Source organism: Microbispora sp. NPDC004025, from assembly GCF_053604425.1.
The window spans coordinates 1-16,201 of sequence record NZ_JBSGHN010000015.1; the positions used below are offsets into that span (position 1 = coordinate 1).

Here is a 16,201-nt window from a genome sequence, read left to right on the forward strand (position 1 = left end):
AGCGGAGCGGGCGGGAGGGAGGACCGCAGCGAAGGCCCAGCGAAGCGGGCTTCGCGAGGACCGGACCTTCCGGCCGGCGCAGTGACCAACCCCCAGCCAGATAACCGTCACTCACCCTCACCACACCCGGATCATCGTCACTCACCCTCACCACACCCGGATCCGTCACCGAGCCTCAGCACGCCCAGATCATCGTCACCCTCACGACAGTCCCCCCCGATCCCTGGTCCCACGTCTCGCAGCTGCCCTGTGTCCCTCACGGCCAGGCCCCCCGCGTCCCAGGTTCTGCGCCGCACAGCGCATGAACACGCCGCGACAGGACCGCGCGGATTGGCGCTCACATCGGCGGTCACGTGGCCTACTGCCTTGTGAAAGGGCGGGTGCGGGGTCCCGTACGCTGAGGGTCGTGGAATATCGAGCCGTCGAGCAAGCGATCATGGCACGGGGAGTGGAGTGGGATTTCAGCCCCACTCTTGACCGGATCACCGCGTTGATGGAGATCCTCGGCGATCCCCAGAACTCGTACAAGGTCGTTCACATCGCGGGCACCAACGGGAAGACGAGCACCGCGCGGATGGTCGAGGCTCTCCTGCGCGAGCGTAACCTGCGGGTGGGCCGCTATACGAGCCCTCATCTGCAGTCGATGCGCGAGCGGATCGTGATCGACGGCGAGCCCTTGTCGGAGGAGCGGTTCGCCGAGGTGTACGAGGACATCGCCCCCTACCTGGAGATGATCGACGCCAAGGTGGGCAGGCTGAGCTTCTTCGAGGTGCTGACGGGGATGGCGTACGCGGCGTTCGCGGACGCTCCCGTGGACGTCGCGGTGATCGAGACCGGAATGGGCGGCACCTGGGACGCGACGAACGTCGCGGACGGGACTGTCGCGGTCGTCACGCCTGTTTCGCTCGACCACACCGACTACTTGGGACCGGACGTCGCGACCATCGCCGGTGAGAAGGCCGGCATCATCAAGCCCAAGGCGACGGCCGTGCTGGCGCAGCAGCCGCTGCCCGCCGCCGAGGTGCTGATGCGGCGGGCGGCGGAGGTCGGCGCGGTGGTGGCCCGCGAGGGGCTGGAGTTCGGCGTGCTGCATCGCGAGCTGGCCATGGGCGGCCAGATGCTCCAGCTCAAGGGCTTGAAGGGTGTGTACGAGGAGGTGTTCCTGCCGCTGTACGGCGCACACCAGGCGGGCAACGCGGCCGGGGCCCTGGCCGCGGTGGAGGCGCTGACGGCCGGTGACGACCCGCTGGGCGATGAGGTCGTACGGCAGGGGTTCGCCCAGGTGAAGAGCCCTGGACGGCTGGAGGTCGTGCGGCGTGGCCCGACCGTCCTGGTCGACGCGGCGCACAATCCCGCGGGCATGGAGGCGACGATCGAGGCCATGACCGAGGCGTTCGGGTTCACCCGGCTCGTCGCGGTGGTGGCCGTGATGGCGGACAAGGACGTGGACACGATCCTGGACCTGCTGGAACCGGTGGCCGAGGAGATCGTGGTCACCTGTAACTCCTCTTCGCGGTCGCTGAGCCCGGACGACCTGGCGGCCCGCGCGGAGGCGGTCTTCGGCCCGGATCGCGTCCATGTGGAGGACCGGCTCGACGACGCCATCGACACCGGCGTCGCGCTGGCGGACCAGGGTGACGAGTTCGGCTCCGGCGTCCTCATCACCGGCTCGGTCGTGACGGCGGGAGACGCGCGCATCCTCCTCAAGGTCGCGAAATGAGCAGCGGCGTGTTCGAGGTCACCCCGGGTATGCGCCGGCTCTGCGCGAGCGTCCTCGGGATGCAGGCGATCGTCGTGGCGCTCATCAGTCCGGTCGCGATCACCATCAACCATGTGTCCGCACCGCTCGCGCTGACCGTCGGGCTCGGGCTCGCCGTCCTGTGCGTGGTGGTCGTCGGCATGCTGAAACGCCCTTCCGCGTACATCGCGGGCACTGTGCTTGAGGTCCTGACAATCGCCACAGGATTCCTCGTCCCGGTCATGTTCTTCCTCGGGGTGATCTTCGCCGCCCTGTGGATAACTGCCATCTTCGTCGCTCGCCGTGTCGAAGGGACGACGAAGCGCTAAAGTCGGCAACCATGGCCGTCCCTCCCGTACCGCAGGCTCGGACCGCCGCGCCGGTCCGTGCCGTGCGCGTCCCTCTGCTGGTCGACGTCGTCATCGGGCTGCTCACCCTGGTGGCCCTTCCTCTGGCGCTCGTCGCCATCCCGAACACGATCTCCGTCGTGGCGGCGCTGCTGCCGCCGGGCGTGTCGCAGGTCGACATGATCCGCGCGCACGGCCTGGCGTTGCCCGCCATGCTGGTGACCGTGCCGCTCGCCGCGGTCGCGGTGCGCAGGTTCCGCGCGGCGCCGATCCTCGTGGCGGGGCTCACGCTGCTCGCGCTCGCCGACGTCGCCGGGGGGTACACCGACACCGTCGCGCTGGTCGGCGTGCTGCGCGTGCTCCACGGGGTCGGCGCGGGCATGCTCGTGCCGGCCACCCTGGTCGCGGTCGCCGAGCGTTCCCGGCGCCGGGTGCTGCTGCCGATCTGGGCGGGCGCGCTCGCCGCCTCGTTGCTGACGGCCCAGGCGCTCGCCCTGTGGGCGATCCGCGACGTGACCTCGTGGCAGGTCACCCTCCAGCCGTACCCGCTGCTCACCGGAGTGGCGCTGGCCCTCGCCGCGGCGTACCTGGTGCTCTGGATGATCTCCGGTGACGGCGGGACGCGGGCCGAGGGGGAGATCCTGCCCGCGAACCGGCCGACGTCGGCCGAGCGCGGGCGGCTCGCGCTGGCCATCGTGCCGGCGGCGGCCATCGCGGTGCTGGGCGTCGGGATCACCTTCGACTGGCCGCCGCGCCTGGTCGTCGCCGCCGCGGCGCTCGCCGTCGTGGCGATGCTGGGCCTCGCGGCGCTCGGCACGTTCGAGGGGCAGGGCGGCCGTACGCTCGCGTTCGTGAACGTCGCGGTCGGGCTGGTGGTGCTGCCGACGGCCGCGCAGATGACCTACATCGAGCTCGGCGGCCCACTGGGCGGTCCCGGCCTCAAGGGCCTGTGGGTGCCGTTCCTGGTGGCCGCGCTTGCCGCGCTCGCGGCCGCCGTCCTCGCAGGCCGGGCGCCGGATGCGTTCACGGACCGGATGACGGCCCTCGGTCTCGCGGCCGTCGTCGCGGGCCTGTGCGCGACCTGGCTGCTGGTGCCGGCGCCGTCCGGCACGCCGCTGGTGGTGCCGTTCGTGCTGCTGGCCGTGGGATCGGCGGTCGCGTTGGTCGGCGCGTTCCGCACGGCGGGTCTGGGCTCGGCGATGCTGGGCCTGTCCCTGTGCTTCCCGGCCGTGCTCGCGGGCTTCCTGCTCGGTACCGGCATCCAGGTGAACCGGCTGCGTGACGCCGCCGAGACCGCGCGAGGCAACGGGAACGCCCTGGTCGAGGGGTTCATCGACGCGCTGCACATGTGGGCGCAGATCGGCGGTTTCGTCGTGGTCGGTGTGATCGTGCTCTCCGCCGTCCTGACCCGGAGGGCCGCCGCCGCGCCGGGGAACGACCAGGTGGTGATCCCCGCGCCGACGCCGTCCCCGGAGGAGGACGACGGCGCCCGTGGGGACGAGAGGCCCGCCTACTGAACGCCGGTCGACCTCGCCGGTCGACCTCGCCGGCCGGGCCCGTCGTGCCGGCGACACCCGGCCTCGCCCGATCGGAGCGGCGTTCGCGGACCGGTAAGCTGCCGTTGCGTACGGAGTTCCCCAGCCGGAGCTCCAGATGCTTGACGGGTGCGCCCGCGACCTGCACGGGTCACCGTACGGCGAGCACGACGCCACGTGAGCCTCAGCAACGACCTTAGGAGAACAGACCGTGTCCGAGCGTACGCTTGTCCTGATCAAGCCCGACGGGGTCCGTCGCGGTCTCATCGGGGACGTCATCGGCCGCATCGAGCGCAAGGGCCTCAAGATCGTGGCGATGGACCTGCGCACGCTCGACGCCGAGACGGCCAAGGCCCACTACGCCGAGCACTCCGAGCGCCCGTTCTTCGGCGAGCTGGTGGAGTTCATCACCGGCGGCCCGCTGGTCGCGCTGGTGCTCGAGGGCCCGCGGGCGGTCGAGGCGTTCCGCGCCCTGGCCGGCCTGACCGACCCGGTGAAGTCCGCGCCCGGCACCATCCGCGGCGACCACGCCCTGGAGATCGGCGAGAACGTCGTCCACGGCTCCGATTCGCCGGAGTCCGCCGCCCGGGAAATCAAGATTTTCTTTCCGGACCGTTTCTAGTCCTTGCCGCACGAGAGGCCCCGGTTTAAACCGGGGCCTCTCGTGTTTTTCCAGGTGGTGACCGAGCTTAGGCGGGGGGACGCCGGTTTTTCCGGGGGCTTGAGAGCGCGATGTGCCCAGTGATGAGCACGTGCCGTTACGATTCGAATGCGATGCGTCATCCCGCACACCCGCTGAACCCGGTAACCGCTAACCACCTGAAGGAAGGCTTCCTTCCGCATGGGCAGCAAGCTGACATTCCTGGGCCGTGACATGGCTGTCGACCTTGGCACGGCGAACACTCTCGTCTACGTCCGAGGGCGCGGCATCGTCCTGAACGAGCCGTCCGTCGTCGCCATCAACGTCACGACTGGAAAGATCGTGGCAGTTGGAATAGAAGCGAAGCGGATGATCGGGCGGACGCCCGGAAACATCGTCGCGATCCGTCCCCTGAGGGACGGTGTCATCGCGGATTTCGATGTGACCGAGCGGATGCTGCGGTACTTCATCCAGAAGATTCACAAACGCCGCCACTTCGTGCGCCCGCGCATCATCGTGGCCGTGCCGAGTGGCATCACCGCGGTGGAGCAACGCGCGGTGAAGGAAGCGGGCTATCAGGCAGGGGCCCGCCGCGTGTACATCATCGAGGAACCGATGGCGGCCGCGATCGGCGCCGGCCTGCCGGTCCACGAGCCGACCGGGAACATGGTCGTCGACATCGGCGGCGGCACCACCGAGGTGGCCATCATCTCGATGGGCGGCATCGTGACCAGCCAGTCGATCCGCGTCGGGGGCGACGAACTCGACCAGGCGGTCATCGCCTTCGCGAAGAAGGAGTACTCCTTGATGCTCGGGGAGCGCACGGCGGAGGAGGTCAAGATCGCCGTTGGGTCCGCGTGCGTCACGGGGGAGGACTTCCACGCCGAGGTGCGCGGCCGCGATCTGGTCAGCGGCCTGCCGAAGACGGTCGTCATCAGCGCCGAGGAGATCCGCCGGTCGATCGCCGAGCCGGTCAACGCGGTAGTGGACGCGGTGAAGTCCACGCTGGACAAGTGCCCGCCGGAGCTCTCCGGCGACCTCATGGACCGGGGCATCGCCGTGACCGGTGGCGGCGCCCTGCTGCGCGGCATGGTCGACCGGTTGCGCGAGGAGACCGGCATGCCGGTCCATCTGGCCGAGAACGCGCTCGACTCGGTCGCGCTCGGCTCCGGGCGGTGCGTGGAGGACTTTGAAGCCCTCCAGCAGGTGCTCGTGCCGGAGCCCCGCAACTAAGGAGCGTCATGAGAGACACCCGCCGCGCCCGTCTGATTCTCGGACTCCTCCTCGCCGTGGCGCTGATCCTCATCACCGTGGATCACCGGGCCGGGAACGACCACGTCCTCGGCCCGGTGCGCGACACCGTGGGCGCCGTGTTCGGGAAGGCCGAACGCGTCGGCGCCGCCGTGACCCGCCCGATCACCGGCTTCGTCGGCATGCTGCGTGACGCGCCCTCGGCCCGGCGCGTCATCACCGACCTGCGCAAGGAGAACGCGCAGCTGCGGGACGAGGTGTCGGCGCAGCGGCTCGACCGGGCGCGGGCCGAGAAACTGGACCGCATGCTCGGGCTGGCGGGGCTCGGCCGCTACCGCGTCGTCGGGGCCCAGGTCGTCGCGCGGCGTACGGTGGCGGGTTTCGAGGACACGGTCGAGATCGACGCCGGCACCGGCGACGGGATCCGGCCCGACATGACGGTGCTGAGCGACGTGGGGCTGGTCGGCCGCGTCGTCCAGGCGGGCCCGGTCAGCTCGACGGTGGCCCTGCTGACCGACCCTGCCCTTTCGGCGGGGGCGCGGCTGGAAGGCGGCAACGAGCTCGGCGTCGTGAGCGGCCTCGGCGAGGCGGGCGGAGGCGGCAACCTCGTCAGGTTCCGCCTGCTCGACTCCACCGTTCCGATCGGCGTGGGCCGCCGGATCGTCTCGTTCGGTTCGCAGCAGAGCAGGCCGTACGCCCCGGGCGTGCCGATCGGCGTGGTCGAGCGGGTGGACAACACGCCGGGTGAGGTGACCCGGACGGCGTACGCGCGGCCCTTCACCGACTTCTCCGCGCTGGACGTCGTCGGCGTGGTGGTCGCGGCGCCGAAGCGTGATCCGCGCGACGCGGTGCTGCCGCCGAAGCCGCAGCCGCCGAAGCCGGCGCGTGAGGACCGGCAGCGGCGCGGCGACGACGGCCGCGGGCAGGGGCGCGCGTCGCTGGAGGCCGAGTGGGGGCTCGGCGACCGGGGCCGCGGCACGGGCGAGGGCCGGCCCGAGGCGGCGCAGGAGCGGCGCGGCCGGCACGGTACGCAGGCCGTGGACGGGGAGGCGCAGGAGCCGCCCGTACAGGAGCCGCCCATGCAGGAGCCGCGCGCGGGGCGGGAGACCGACTCCGCCGGGACGGCGCCTCGGCGCGCGCCCCGGGAGCACGACGGCACCGTGGAAGACGACGGCACCCGGGCGGACGACGGCCGCGGCGGGAGGAACTGAACGATGGCCCGCAACCTCGTCGCCGCGCTGCTGCTCTTCGTCGCTCTGGTGCTGCAGGTCAGCGTGGTGAACCGGCTGCTGTTCTCGTGGGCGCCGGACCTGGTGCTCCTGACGGTCGCCGCACTCGCCACCAGGCGCGGAGCCGTACCCGGCGCGGTGATCGGCTTCTGCGGAGGGCTCGCCTACGACCTGCTGCCGCCCTCCAACCACACACTGGGCCAGTACGCGCTGGTCCTGTGCTTCCTGGGCTACGCGGCGGGCCGTGTGGGAGAGCGCCTGCCGCTGCCCGCGGTGGCGGCGTGCGCCGTGATCGCGCCCGGCATGGTGGCCGGTCTGGGCGCGCTGCTCGGCGCCCCGGGGATCACGTGGCCGGTGCTGGCCGCGGCCTGGCCCCGGGCCGCGATCTGCAATCTCGTGGCCGCTCCGCTGGTGCTCCGGGCGGTCAAGGTCATGCACGGCGGCCACCGGAGGCGCGCGGGCGGTGGCGAGCTCGTGCCGAGCTGGAGACGGGGGACGGCATGACACGTTTGCGGGGGCGCCTGCTCGTCCTGCAGGTGCTGGTCATCGCCATGATCGTGGTGCTCGTCGTCCGGCTGTGGCAGGTCCAGGTGGTGCAGGGGTCGCGCTTCGTCACGGTCGCGACGGAGACGCGCACCCGCGAGGTGCGGGTCCCCGCCCTGCGGGGGGCGATCCTCGACTCCGCCGGCCGCCCGCTCGTGCGTAACCGCACGACGCTGGTGGTCTCCGTGGACCGCGGCCGGCTGGAGCGGATGCGGGACGGCGGCGACGCGGTGCTCCGTCGCCTGTCCGCCGTGCTGAAGGTGCCGCTGTCGAAGCTGAAGCAGGAGATCCGGGCATGCGGGCCCGGCGTCAGCCGTCCGTGCTGGCCCGGCTCGCCGTACACGCCGATCCCGGTGGCCAACAACGTCAACCCGCGGGCGGCGCTGCAGATCCTGGAACGCCAGGAGGACTTCCCGGGCGTCACGGCCGACATCCAGGCGATTCGCGACTATCCGAACGGCAAGGACGCCGCCCAGCTCCTCGGCTATCTGCAGCCGGTGACACAGAGCGAGCTGGAGAAACGGGAGGGTCTCAAGGCCAACTACTCGGGTGTCGACCTCACCGGCCGCGACGGGCTGGAGCGAACCTACGACTCGGCCCTGCGCGGCGCACCGGGCCTGCGCAACGTGCAGGTCGACCGGATGGGCAAGGTCATCACGGTCAACCAGCAGTCCAATCCGGTTCCCGGCGACATCCTGGTGACCAGCATCGACGCCAACGTGCAGCGCATCGTCGAGAAGTCGCTCGACCAGGCCATGCAGGAGGTGCCGAACTCGGACGGCGCCGCCGGCGTGGTGCTCGACGTGAAGACCGGCCGCGTGGTCGCGATGGCCAGCCGGCCGACGTACGACCCCAGGGTCTGGACGGGCGGCATCGCGGAGAAGGACTACCGCCGGCTGTTGTCGGACAAGTCGGGCAAGCCACTGGTGTCGCGGGCGATCGCCGGCGAGTACGCCCCGGGTTCCACGTTCAAGATCAGCTCGGTGTCGGCGATGGTCGCGGATGGTCAGCCGCTGCACGGCACCTACCAGTGCCCGGGCGCCTACACGGTCGAGGGCCGGGCGTACCCCAACGCGGGCGGCATGAGTCTCGGCGCGATCTCGCTGCACGAGGCGCTGGTCAAGTCGTGCGACACCGTGTTCTACCGGGCCGGGTACGAGGAGTGGCTGCGAGACGGCGGCAAGACGCCCAAGTCCAAGGTCAAGGAGCCGATGCCGAACATGGCGAAGGCCTACGGCTTCGGCCGCCGTACGGGCGTCGACCTGCCGGGCGAGTCCGCCGGACGCATCCCCACCCGGGGCTGGAAGCGCGACCTGTGGAGCTCGACGAAGGACGAGATGTGCAAGCGGGCCAAGACCGGCTATCCGGAGATGAAGGACCAGAGCCGGGCCTCGTTCGCCAAGCGGCTGGCCCACGAGAACTGCGTGGAGGGCGCGATCTTCCACGCCTACGAGGCGGTCAACCTCTCGATCGGCCAGGGTGACGTGCTCGTCACCCCCCTCCAGCTCGCCCGGGCGTACGCGGCGCTGCTGGGCGACGGCAACGTGCGCAGCCCGCGGATCGGCTGGGCGCTGATGCGTCCGGACGGCACGCTGAAGCAGGAGATCCCGGTCCCGGTCGAGGCACACCTGCCGATCAACGACGAGACGCGGGAGTACATCCGCAAGGCGCTCAGCGAGGTGCCCTCGGACGGCACGGCGGCGGGCGCGTTCCGCGGCTTCCCGTTCAACGTCGTCAAGATCGGCGGCAAGACCGGTACGGCGGAGGTCTACGGCAAGGAGGACACGTCGTGGTTCGCGTCCTTCGCGCCCGCGGACAATCCGCGGCTGGTCACCGTGGTCATGGTCGCGCAGGGCGGCTTCGGCGCCTCGACCGCCGCGCCCGCCGTGCGGCGCATCTGGGAGGGCATCTTCGGCCTGGGCAAGGGGGACAACGGCAAGCCGGTCAAGCCGGCGCTTCCGGACGGCAAACCGGTGACGCGGCTGCCGGCCATCAGCCGCGACAACACGCAGTGAGGCGGGCCTGCCATGACTGAGGCCATCGGAATACGGCGGAGGTCGTTCGCGAGCCGGGTCGTCGGGCGGGGATCGGTCGTCTGGCGGATGGACTGGCTCCTGTTCGGGGCGGTGGTCGCGCTCAGCGCGGTCGGCACGCTCCTGGTGTGGTCGGCCACCCGCACCTGGTCGTCGATCGAGCCGACGGGCATGGCCAAGAAGCACGTGCTCAACCTGCTCATCGGTGTGGCTCTCTACAGCGCGGTCGCGGTGACCGACTACCGCTGGCTGCGCACGTACGCGCCGGTCCTGTACGGCATCGCCGTCCTCGGGCTGATCCTGGTCATCAGCCCGATGGGGTCGACGATCAACGGCCACCACTCGTGGATCCTGCTGGGCGGGGGCTTCGCCCTGCAGCCGGCCGAGCTGATGAAGCCGGCGCTGGTGGTGATGCTGGCGCGGCTGCTGGCCCCGACGTCGGAGAAGGGGAAGAAGACCAAGGACCGGCCGAGAGCCGCCGGTCTCGCGCTGTCCCTCGCGGCGGCGGGCGCCGCGGCGGCGCTGGTCATGCTGCAGCCCGACCTCGGCACCACCATGGTGCTGATGGCGACCACCGGCGCGATCATCGTCTTCTCCGGGATACGCAAGCGCTGGGTCGTGGCCGGGGTGCTGCTCACGGGCCTCGCGGCGGTGGCGGTGTGGTCGCTGGGGCTGCTCAAGCCGTACCAGGTGGCCCGGTTCACCGCGCTCATCGACCCGTCCAGCGACCCGCGCGGCGTGGGATACAACAGCACGCAGGCGCTGGTGGCGATCGGGTCGGGCGAGGTGTTCGGCAAGGGCCTGTTCCACGGCGGCCAGACCACGGGACGGTTCGTGCCCGAGCAGCACACCGACTTCATCTTCACCGTCGCGGGTGAGGAACTCGGCTTCGTCGGGTCGGTCACCGTGGTCGCCCTGCTCGGCGTGGTGCTGTTGCGCGGCGCGCGGATCGCGCGGATGTGCGGCGACCGGTTCAGCGCGCTCGTCTCGGCCGGCATCGTCGCGTGGCTGGCCTTCCAGACGCTCGTCAACGTCGGCATGACGATCGGCATCATGCCGATCACCGGCGTGCCGCTGCCGTTCGTCTCCTACGGCGGCACCGCGACGTTCGCGAACATGACGGCGATCGCCATCCTGCAGGCGATCCATCTGAGATCGCGACCGGTCTGACGTTCGCCGTGCTCTCCGTGTTCCCCGTGTTCCCCGTGTTCTCGCGGTCTCGCATGAGAGCCGTCCGCAGGGTGCCGGATCCCGGCTCTCACTGGTGCCCGCACCACGCGGCGAACATCATGGGAACGGAACAGGTTCGGGGGCTGAACGAACCCTTACGGAGGAACGGTGACTCCGGACGACGAGGCGCGGGAACGCCAGCGCGCCCTTGACCTGCTGCGCACGGCCTTCCCCGACTACCGGATCGTGTACGGCGGCGGGAGGTGGGCCGCCGCGGCCGCGGGCGACCCGCCGACGGTGTGGTTCGCCGAGACGCCGGCGAGCCTGTGCGGCCAGCTCTTCACGGCCCAGCTGCGCAGCGGCGGCACCATCATTCCTCTCCGCTCGATGGAGAGGGACTCGCAGTGCGCGAGGTGACCGGTTCGTGACACGTACGGCGTTAGCGTGCGGGTGTCACCACTGGGAGAGCCGATGACGACACCCTCACGCGGCGGGGACCGGTCCGCCATCCAGATCGCCGGCGGCATCCGCGAGCGCACTCTCGCCGCTCTCCGGGAGCCGCCGACGACCGCGGTCTTCCATCAGATCGCCGACGAGATCCACCTGTGCTGCCCGCGGCTGGCCCGTTTCAAGTGCCTGCGTCTGGCGTACGGGTGGACGGTGGAGGAGGCGATCGAGCGCTTCCACGCGATGTGCGACCGCGAGCAGATCAAACGCAGGGGGCTGAGCGAGCGGTCCTGGCGGGAGTGGGAGGCCGGGGCGCGGCCCGACCGCGACTACACCGACCTGCTGTGCCGCCTGTTCGAGACGGGCCCGGTGCAGCTCGGGTTCGCCAAGGACTACACGCCGCCGGAGATGCGCGATCCCGGGACCTGGCGGCGGCGTACCGCGCCCGACCTGATCAGCGCCGCCGCCCGGGAGGCGAGCGAGCACGCCGAGCGGGCGGAGACGAGCGAGATCGGCGACAGCGCGCTGGAACGGCTGCGCACGCAGGTGATATGGCTGTCCCGCCGGTACGTCTGGGAGGCGCCGCTGCCGCTGTTCGTGGAGATGCGGGCGCTGCAGGAGCAGACCCGCCGGGCGCTGGAGCGGCGCGTCCACCCGGCCCAGGCCGGCGAGCTGTTCTTCCTGGCCGGGACGCTGTGCGGGCTGATGGCCAACGCGAGCATGGACATGGGCCGCCGGGTGCCCGCCGACGACCTCGCCCGCGCGGCGTGGACGTACGGCAGGATCGCCGGGCACCGGTCCCTCATGGGCTGGGCCCGCGGCATGCAGGCGTCGGTCGCGCTGTGGGACCGGCGGTACGAGGACGCGGCGGGCTACGCCGAGGACGGCCTCGCCCACCTGCACCAGGGTCAGGGCGGCGCGCGGCTGCACATGCTGCGGGCGCGGGCGGGCGCGATGCTCGGCCGGATCCGCGAGGCGGAGGACGACCTGCTCAAGGCGGCGGACGCCCGCGAGGCGGGCACCGGGGACGAGCTGCACGACGGGTTCGCCGGGGAGTTCGCCTTCCGGCCCGCCAAGCACGCCTACTACACGGCGGTCACGCACCTGCACCTCGGACAGGCGGGCCGGGCGATCGAGCAGGCCCGCGCCGCGCTCGGCCTGTACGCGCGGGAGGACCGCCAGAACCGCTCGTACGGCTGCGAGGCCATGGCCGGGGCGCACCTGGCCGTCGCCCACCTGATGGAGGACGACCCCGGCGGGGCCGAGCAGGCCCTGACGCCGCTGCTGGCCCTGCCGCCGGAGCGCAGGATCGACAGCCTGGCCGAGACCCTGCAGTCCACCAGGCCGATGGTGCGGGGAGAGCTCGCCGGGCGGCTGGAGGCGTTCTGCGCGACCGGCCTGCCCCAGTCGGCCGCCCGGGCGCTGCCCGAGGCTTCCTCCGAGGCACCGGGCGGCGAGGGGGATTTGCGATGAGCGAGCGGAGCGAGCGAATCGATTGCGACTCCGAGCCGCCAGGCGAGGAGGAGGCATGAGTGTCTCCACCGTCGCCGGCACCCCGCCCGCGCTCGCGGAGGCGTGCCGACAGGCCGGGCTCAGCGCCGACGGAGCACGGTTGCTGCGCAGTTTCGCCAACGTGGTCTACCACCTGCCGGGCGAGGGGGCCGTCGTCCGCCTGGCGGAGGCCGGCACCCCCGGCAAGTACGACAGGCTGGCCACCTCGCTCAAGGTCACGCGCTGGCTGCACGAGCAGGGCTTCCCCGTCACGCTGCCGCTCGACGTGCGCCAGCCGCTGGCCGTCGAGGGCTGCCTGGCGACCTTCTGGCACTACGAGGACGGCGCGGACGACGGCGACCCGGTCCCGCTCGGCCTGCTGCTGAGGTGGCTGCACTCCCTGCCGCCGGTCCCGTTCGCGCTGCCGACCTACGATCCCTTCGGCCGCGTACGGCGGGCCGTACGGGCCAGCCTCGTGCTGGACGGCGAGGAGCGGGAGTGGCTGCTGGACCGGTGCGCGGCGCTGGAGGAGGCGTACTACGAGCGGGTCGAGTTCGCCCTGCCGTACGGGCTGGTCCACGGGGACGCGCACCGGGGGAACGTGATCCGCACCGCGGACCGGATCCTGCTGTGCGACTGGGACTCGGCCAGCGCCGGGCCGCGCGAGGTCGACCTGGTGCCCACCCTGCAGGGCGCCCGGTTCGGCCTGTCCGACGCCCAGCGGGACGGTTTCGCCCGCGCGTACGGATGCGACGTCAGGGACTGGCCGGGTTATCCGGTGCTGCGCGACATCCGGGAGCTCCAGACGCTGACGGCCGTGCTGCGCATCGGGCACCGCGACGACCGCGCGCACGCGGAGCTGCGCCACCGCCTGGCCTCGCTGCGCGCGGGCGACGACCGGATCTGGCACCCCTTCTGAGGCCGGAAGATCCGCAGGGGACACTCCCGGGAGCCGATACCCTGGAGGCATGTCTGTCGAGTCGTTGTTTCCCCGCCTGGAGCCGCTGCTGCCCAAGGTGCAGAAGCCGATCCAGTACGTCGGGGGCGAGCTGAACTCGACGGTCAAGGACTGGGACGAGGCGACCGTCCGGTGGGCCCTGATGTATCCGGACGCCTACGAGGTCGGCCTGCCCAACCAGGGGGTGCAGATCCTCTACGAGATCCTCAACGAGCTGCCCGAGACGCTGGCGGAGCGCACCTACGCGGTGTGGCCCGACCTCGAGGCGCTCATGCGGTCCGAGGGCGTCCCGCAGTTCACCGTGGACGGCCACCGGCCGGTTCGCGCGTTCGACGTCCTCGGGGTGTCGTTCGCCACCGAGCTCGGCTACACCAACCTCCTCACCGCGCTCGACCTCGCGGGGATCCCGCTGGAGGCGGTGGACCGCACCGACGAGGACCCGATCGTGCTGGCGGGCGGCCATGCCGCGTTCAACCCGGAGCCCATCGCCGACTTCCTCGACGCCGCCGTGCTCGGCGACGGCGAGCAGATCGCCATCGCGATCTCCGAGGTGTTGCGCGAGTGGAAGGCCGAGGGCTCGCCCGGCGGCCGCGACGAGTTGCTGCTGCGCCTCGCCTCAACGGGCGGGGTGTACGTCCCGAAGTTCTATGACGTCGAGTACCACCCGGACGGCCGCATCAAGCGCGTCGTCCCCAACCGCGACGGCGTGCCGACGCGGGTGTTCAAGCACACGGTCATGGACCTCGACGAGTGGCCGTACCCGAAGAAACCGCTGGTCCCGCTCGCCGAGACCGTGCACGAGCGGTTCAGCGTCGAGATCTTCCGGGGGTGCACCCGGGGCTGCCGCTTCTGCCAGGCGGGGATGATCACCCGTCCGGTCCGGGAGCGGTCGATCACCACGATCGGCGACATGGTCGAGGCGGGGATCAAGGAGTCGGGCTTCAGCGAGGTCGGGCTGCTGTCGCTGTCCAGCGCGGACCACTCCGAGATCGCCGACGTCACCAGGGGTCTCGCCGACCGCTACGAGGGCAGCCAGGTCGGCCTGTCCCTGCCGTCCACCAGGGTCGACGCGTTCAACATCGACCTGGCGAACGAGTTGTCCCGCAACGGCCGCCGTTCCGGGCTCACGTTCGCGCCGGAGGGCGGATCCGAGCGGATGCGCAAGGTGATCAACAAGATGGTCACCGAGGAGGACCTGATCCGCACGGTCACCACCGCCTACTCCAACGGATGGCGGCAGGTGAAGCTCTACTTCATGTGCGGGCTCCCGACCGAGGAGGACGAGGACGTCCTCGGCATCGCCGACCTGGCCAAGAAGGTCATCAAGGCGGGCCGTGACGCGACGGGTTCGCGGGACATCCGCTGCACGGTCTCCATCGGCGGGTTCGTGCCCAAGCCGCACACGCCGTTCCAGTGGGCCGCCCAGTGCGACCACGAGACGGTGGACCGCCGGCTGCGCGCGCTGCGCGACGCCCTGCGCTCCGACAAGGAGTACGGCAGGGCCATCGGCTACCGCTACCACGACGGCAAGCCGTCGATCGTGGAGGGGCTGCTGTCGCGGGGCGACCGCCGCGTGGGCAGGGTCATCCGCGCCGTCTGGGAGGACGGCGGCCGGTTCGACGGCTGGAGCGAGCACTTCTCGTTCGAACGGTGGATGGCGGCGGCGGACGGCGCCCTCGCCGACGAGCCGGTCGACGTGGACTGGTACACGACGCGCGAGCGGGACGAGCACGAGGTGCTTCCCTGGGACCACCTCGACGCCGGCCTCGACCGCGAGTGGTTGTGGCAGGACTGGCAGGACGCGCTGAACACGGTCGAGGTCGAGGACTGCCGCTGGACGCCCTGCTACGACTGCGGCGTCTGCCCCACCATGGGGACCGAGATCCAGATCGGCCCCACGGGCAGAAAACTGCTGCCACTCACCGTGATCTGACGCTCACGGCCTATCCTGAAAGACGATCGACCGACACCGGAAGGACGACGGAACTCTGAAACCCGTTCCCGACGGGCCCGCGCCCGAACCCACGGTGCAGCGACTGCGTGTGCGCTACGCCAAGCGGGGCCGCCTGCGCTTCACCAGCCACCGCGACATCTCCCGTGCCGTCGAAAGGGCGGTGCGGCGAGCCGGCATCCCGGTGGCCTACAGCGCGGGCTTCAGCCCCCACCCGAAGATCTCCTACGCCGGCGCCGCCCCCACCGGAGTGGCGAGCGAGGCCGAGTACCTCGAGATCGGGGTGAACCGGCCGTGTGACCCGCGGCGGGTTCGCGACGACCTCGACGCCTCGCTGCCGCCGGGGCTGGACGTGCTCGACGTGGTGGAGGCGCGGGACGGGAACCTGGCCGACCGGCTGGAGGGCTCGATGTGGGAGCTACGGCTCCCCGGGGCCGATCCGGGCGAGGCCGAGCGGGCGGTCAAGGAGTTCCTGGCGGCCGGCCAGGTGGAGGTCGAGCGCCTGACCAAGAAGGGGATGCGGCGATTCGACGCCCGCCAGGCGGTGCGTTCGCTCGCCGTAGTGGACGGGCCGGGAATTACGGCAGGTCAGGAGACCGTTCAACCGTGTGTCATACTTCGTATGGTTGTTCGGCACGAAACACCTGCCGTACGGCCCGATGACGTGCTCATGGGTCTGCGTCTCGTGGCAGGCTTCGCGCCGCCGTCACCCGCAGCGGTGACCAGGCTGGCGCAGGGGCCGCTCGACGCGACCGGTGAGCCCGCCGACCCGTTCGCCTTCGACCGGGCAGGCGGAGACCGATAAGACTTGCCGCCGAGGCGCCGACAGGAAGCCCGGCGGACCGCGAGAGACGAGAGCCTTCGCGCG

At 71.3% G+C, this 16,201-nt stretch carries 14 protein-coding genes; all 14 read left to right on the forward strand.

What is annotated here, in order from left to right; translation table 11 throughout:
• Nucleotides 1-436: 436 nt before the first annotated feature.
• The 14 genes from ACWEQG_RS30455 to ACWEQG_RS30520 all read left to right on the forward strand — a co-directional run bounded on the left by ACWEQG_RS30455 (nucleotide 437) and on the right by ACWEQG_RS30520 (nucleotide 16,138).
• Entirely contained in the window at nucleotides 437-1,720 is a 1,284-nt protein-coding gene (locus ACWEQG_RS30455) for a bifunctional folylpolyglutamate synthase/dihydrofolate synthase (RefSeq protein WP_452290294.1), read from the forward strand.
• On the forward strand, nucleotides 1,717-2,067 hold the full coding sequence (locus ACWEQG_RS30460) for a DUF4233 domain-containing protein (protein ID WP_182907843.1): 351 nt from the start codon (nucleotides 1,717-1,719) through the stop codon (nucleotides 2,065-2,067). Before ACWEQG_RS30455 ends, ACWEQG_RS30460 begins: the two co-directional genes overlap by 4 nt.
• 11 nt (nucleotides 2,068-2,078) lie before the next feature.
• Complete coding sequence (locus ACWEQG_RS30465; protein ID WP_452289979.1) at nucleotides 2,079-3,602, forward strand: hypothetical protein; 1,524 nt, start codon at nucleotides 2,079-2,081, stop codon at nucleotides 3,600-3,602.
• Nucleotides 3,603-3,831: 229 nt separating this feature from the next.
• The gene (ndk, locus tag ACWEQG_RS30470) at nucleotides 3,832-4,242 is read left to right on the forward strand and encodes a nucleoside-diphosphate kinase (RefSeq protein WP_204055566.1); all 411 of its coding nucleotides are present in this window, start codon (nucleotides 3,832-3,834) and stop codon (nucleotides 4,240-4,242) included.
• A gap of 219 nt (nucleotides 4,243-4,461) precedes the next feature.
• A complete protein-coding gene (locus ACWEQG_RS30475) occupies nucleotides 4,462-5,493 on the forward strand; it encodes a rod shape-determining protein (RefSeq protein WP_169984810.1) in 1,032 nt (343 codons plus the stop codon).
• A gap of 8 nt (nucleotides 5,494-5,501) precedes the next feature.
• Entirely contained in the window at nucleotides 5,502-6,722 is a 1,221-nt protein-coding gene (locus ACWEQG_RS30480) for a rod shape-determining protein MreC (protein WP_452289981.1), read from the forward strand.
• 3 nt (nucleotides 6,723-6,725) lie between these two features.
• A complete protein-coding gene (gene mreD / locus ACWEQG_RS30485; protein ID WP_363473475.1) occupies nucleotides 6,726-7,244 on the forward strand; it encodes a rod shape-determining protein MreD in 519 nt (172 codons plus the stop codon).
• Complete coding sequence (gene mrdA, locus ACWEQG_RS30490; RefSeq protein WP_363473473.1) at nucleotides 7,241-9,298, forward strand: penicillin-binding protein 2; 2,058 nt, start codon at nucleotides 7,241-7,243, stop codon at nucleotides 9,296-9,298. The genes mreD and mrdA overlap by 4 nt, the downstream gene beginning before the upstream one ends.
• A 12-nt stretch (nucleotides 9,299-9,310) precedes the next feature.
• Nucleotides 9,311-10,486, forward strand: a complete 1,176-nt coding sequence (gene rodA, locus ACWEQG_RS30495; RefSeq protein ID WP_452289982.1) for a rod shape-determining protein RodA — start codon at nucleotides 9,311-9,313, stop codon at nucleotides 10,484-10,486.
• Between the two features lie 168 nt (nucleotides 10,487-10,654).
• Nucleotides 10,655-10,903 (forward strand): hypothetical protein, encoded by a 249-nt coding sequence (locus ACWEQG_RS30500; protein ID WP_452289984.1) that lies wholly within the window; start codon nucleotides 10,655-10,657, stop codon nucleotides 10,901-10,903.
• Between the two features lie 54 nt (nucleotides 10,904-10,957).
• Nucleotides 10,958-12,406 (forward strand): hypothetical protein, encoded by a 1,449-nt coding sequence (locus ACWEQG_RS30505; protein ID WP_452289985.1) that lies wholly within the window; start codon nucleotides 10,958-10,960, stop codon nucleotides 12,404-12,406.
• Between the two features lie 55 nt (nucleotides 12,407-12,461).
• Nucleotides 12,462-13,343 carry a phosphotransferase family protein gene (locus tag ACWEQG_RS30510; RefSeq protein WP_452289987.1) on the forward strand — a complete coding sequence of 294 codons (882 nt, stop codon included), beginning with the start codon at nucleotides 12,462-12,464 and terminating at the stop codon, nucleotides 13,341-13,343.
• 49 nt (nucleotides 13,344-13,392) lie between these two features.
• Nucleotides 13,393-15,315, forward strand: coding sequence for a TIGR03960 family B12-binding radical SAM protein (locus ACWEQG_RS30515; RefSeq protein WP_363472056.1), 1,923 nt, complete (start codon nucleotides 13,393-13,395; stop codon nucleotides 15,313-15,315).
• Nucleotides 15,316-15,409: 94 nt separating this feature from the next.
• A complete protein-coding gene (locus ACWEQG_RS30520; RefSeq protein ID WP_363472058.1) occupies nucleotides 15,410-16,138 on the forward strand; it encodes a TIGR03936 family radical SAM-associated protein in 729 nt (242 codons plus the stop codon).
• Nucleotides 16,139-16,201: the final 63 nt, after the last annotated feature.

Excerpts from the sequence above, each read along its gene's own strand:
- ACWEQG_RS30455 (WP_452290294.1), top strand. The coding sequence starts at position 437 with ATGGCACGGGGAGTGGAGTGGGATTTCAGCCCCACTCTTGACCGGATC.
- ACWEQG_RS30460 (WP_182907843.1), top strand. The coding sequence starts at position 1,717 with ATGAGCAGCGGCGTGTTCGAGGTCACCCCGGGTATGCGCCGGCTCTGC.
- ACWEQG_RS30465 (WP_452289979.1), top strand. The coding sequence starts at position 2,079 with ATGGCCGTCCCTCCCGTACCGCAGGCTCGGACCGCCGCGCCGGTCCGT.
- ACWEQG_RS30475 (WP_169984810.1), top strand. The coding sequence starts at position 4,462 with ATGGGCAGCAAGCTGACATTCCTGGGCCGTGACATGGCTGTCGACCTT.
- ACWEQG_RS30480 (WP_452289981.1), top strand. The coding sequence starts at position 5,502 with ATGAGAGACACCCGCCGCGCCCGTCTGATTCTCGGACTCCTCCTCGCC.
- mreD (WP_363473475.1), top strand. The coding sequence starts at position 6,726 with ATGGCCCGCAACCTCGTCGCCGCGCTGCTGCTCTTCGTCGCTCTGGTG.
- mrdA (WP_363473473.1), top strand. The coding sequence starts at position 7,241 with ATGACACGTTTGCGGGGGCGCCTGCTCGTCCTGCAGGTGCTGGTCATC.
- rodA (WP_452289982.1), top strand. The coding sequence starts at position 9,311 with ATGACTGAGGCCATCGGAATACGGCGGAGGTCGTTCGCGAGCCGGGTC.
- ACWEQG_RS30505 (WP_452289985.1), top strand. The coding sequence starts at position 10,958 with ATGACGACACCCTCACGCGGCGGGGACCGGTCCGCCATCCAGATCGCC.
- ACWEQG_RS30510 (WP_452289987.1), top strand. The coding sequence starts at position 12,462 with ATGAGTGTCTCCACCGTCGCCGGCACCCCGCCCGCGCTCGCGGAGGCG.
- ACWEQG_RS30515 (WP_363472056.1), top strand. The coding sequence starts at position 13,393 with ATGTCTGTCGAGTCGTTGTTTCCCCGCCTGGAGCCGCTGCTGCCCAAG.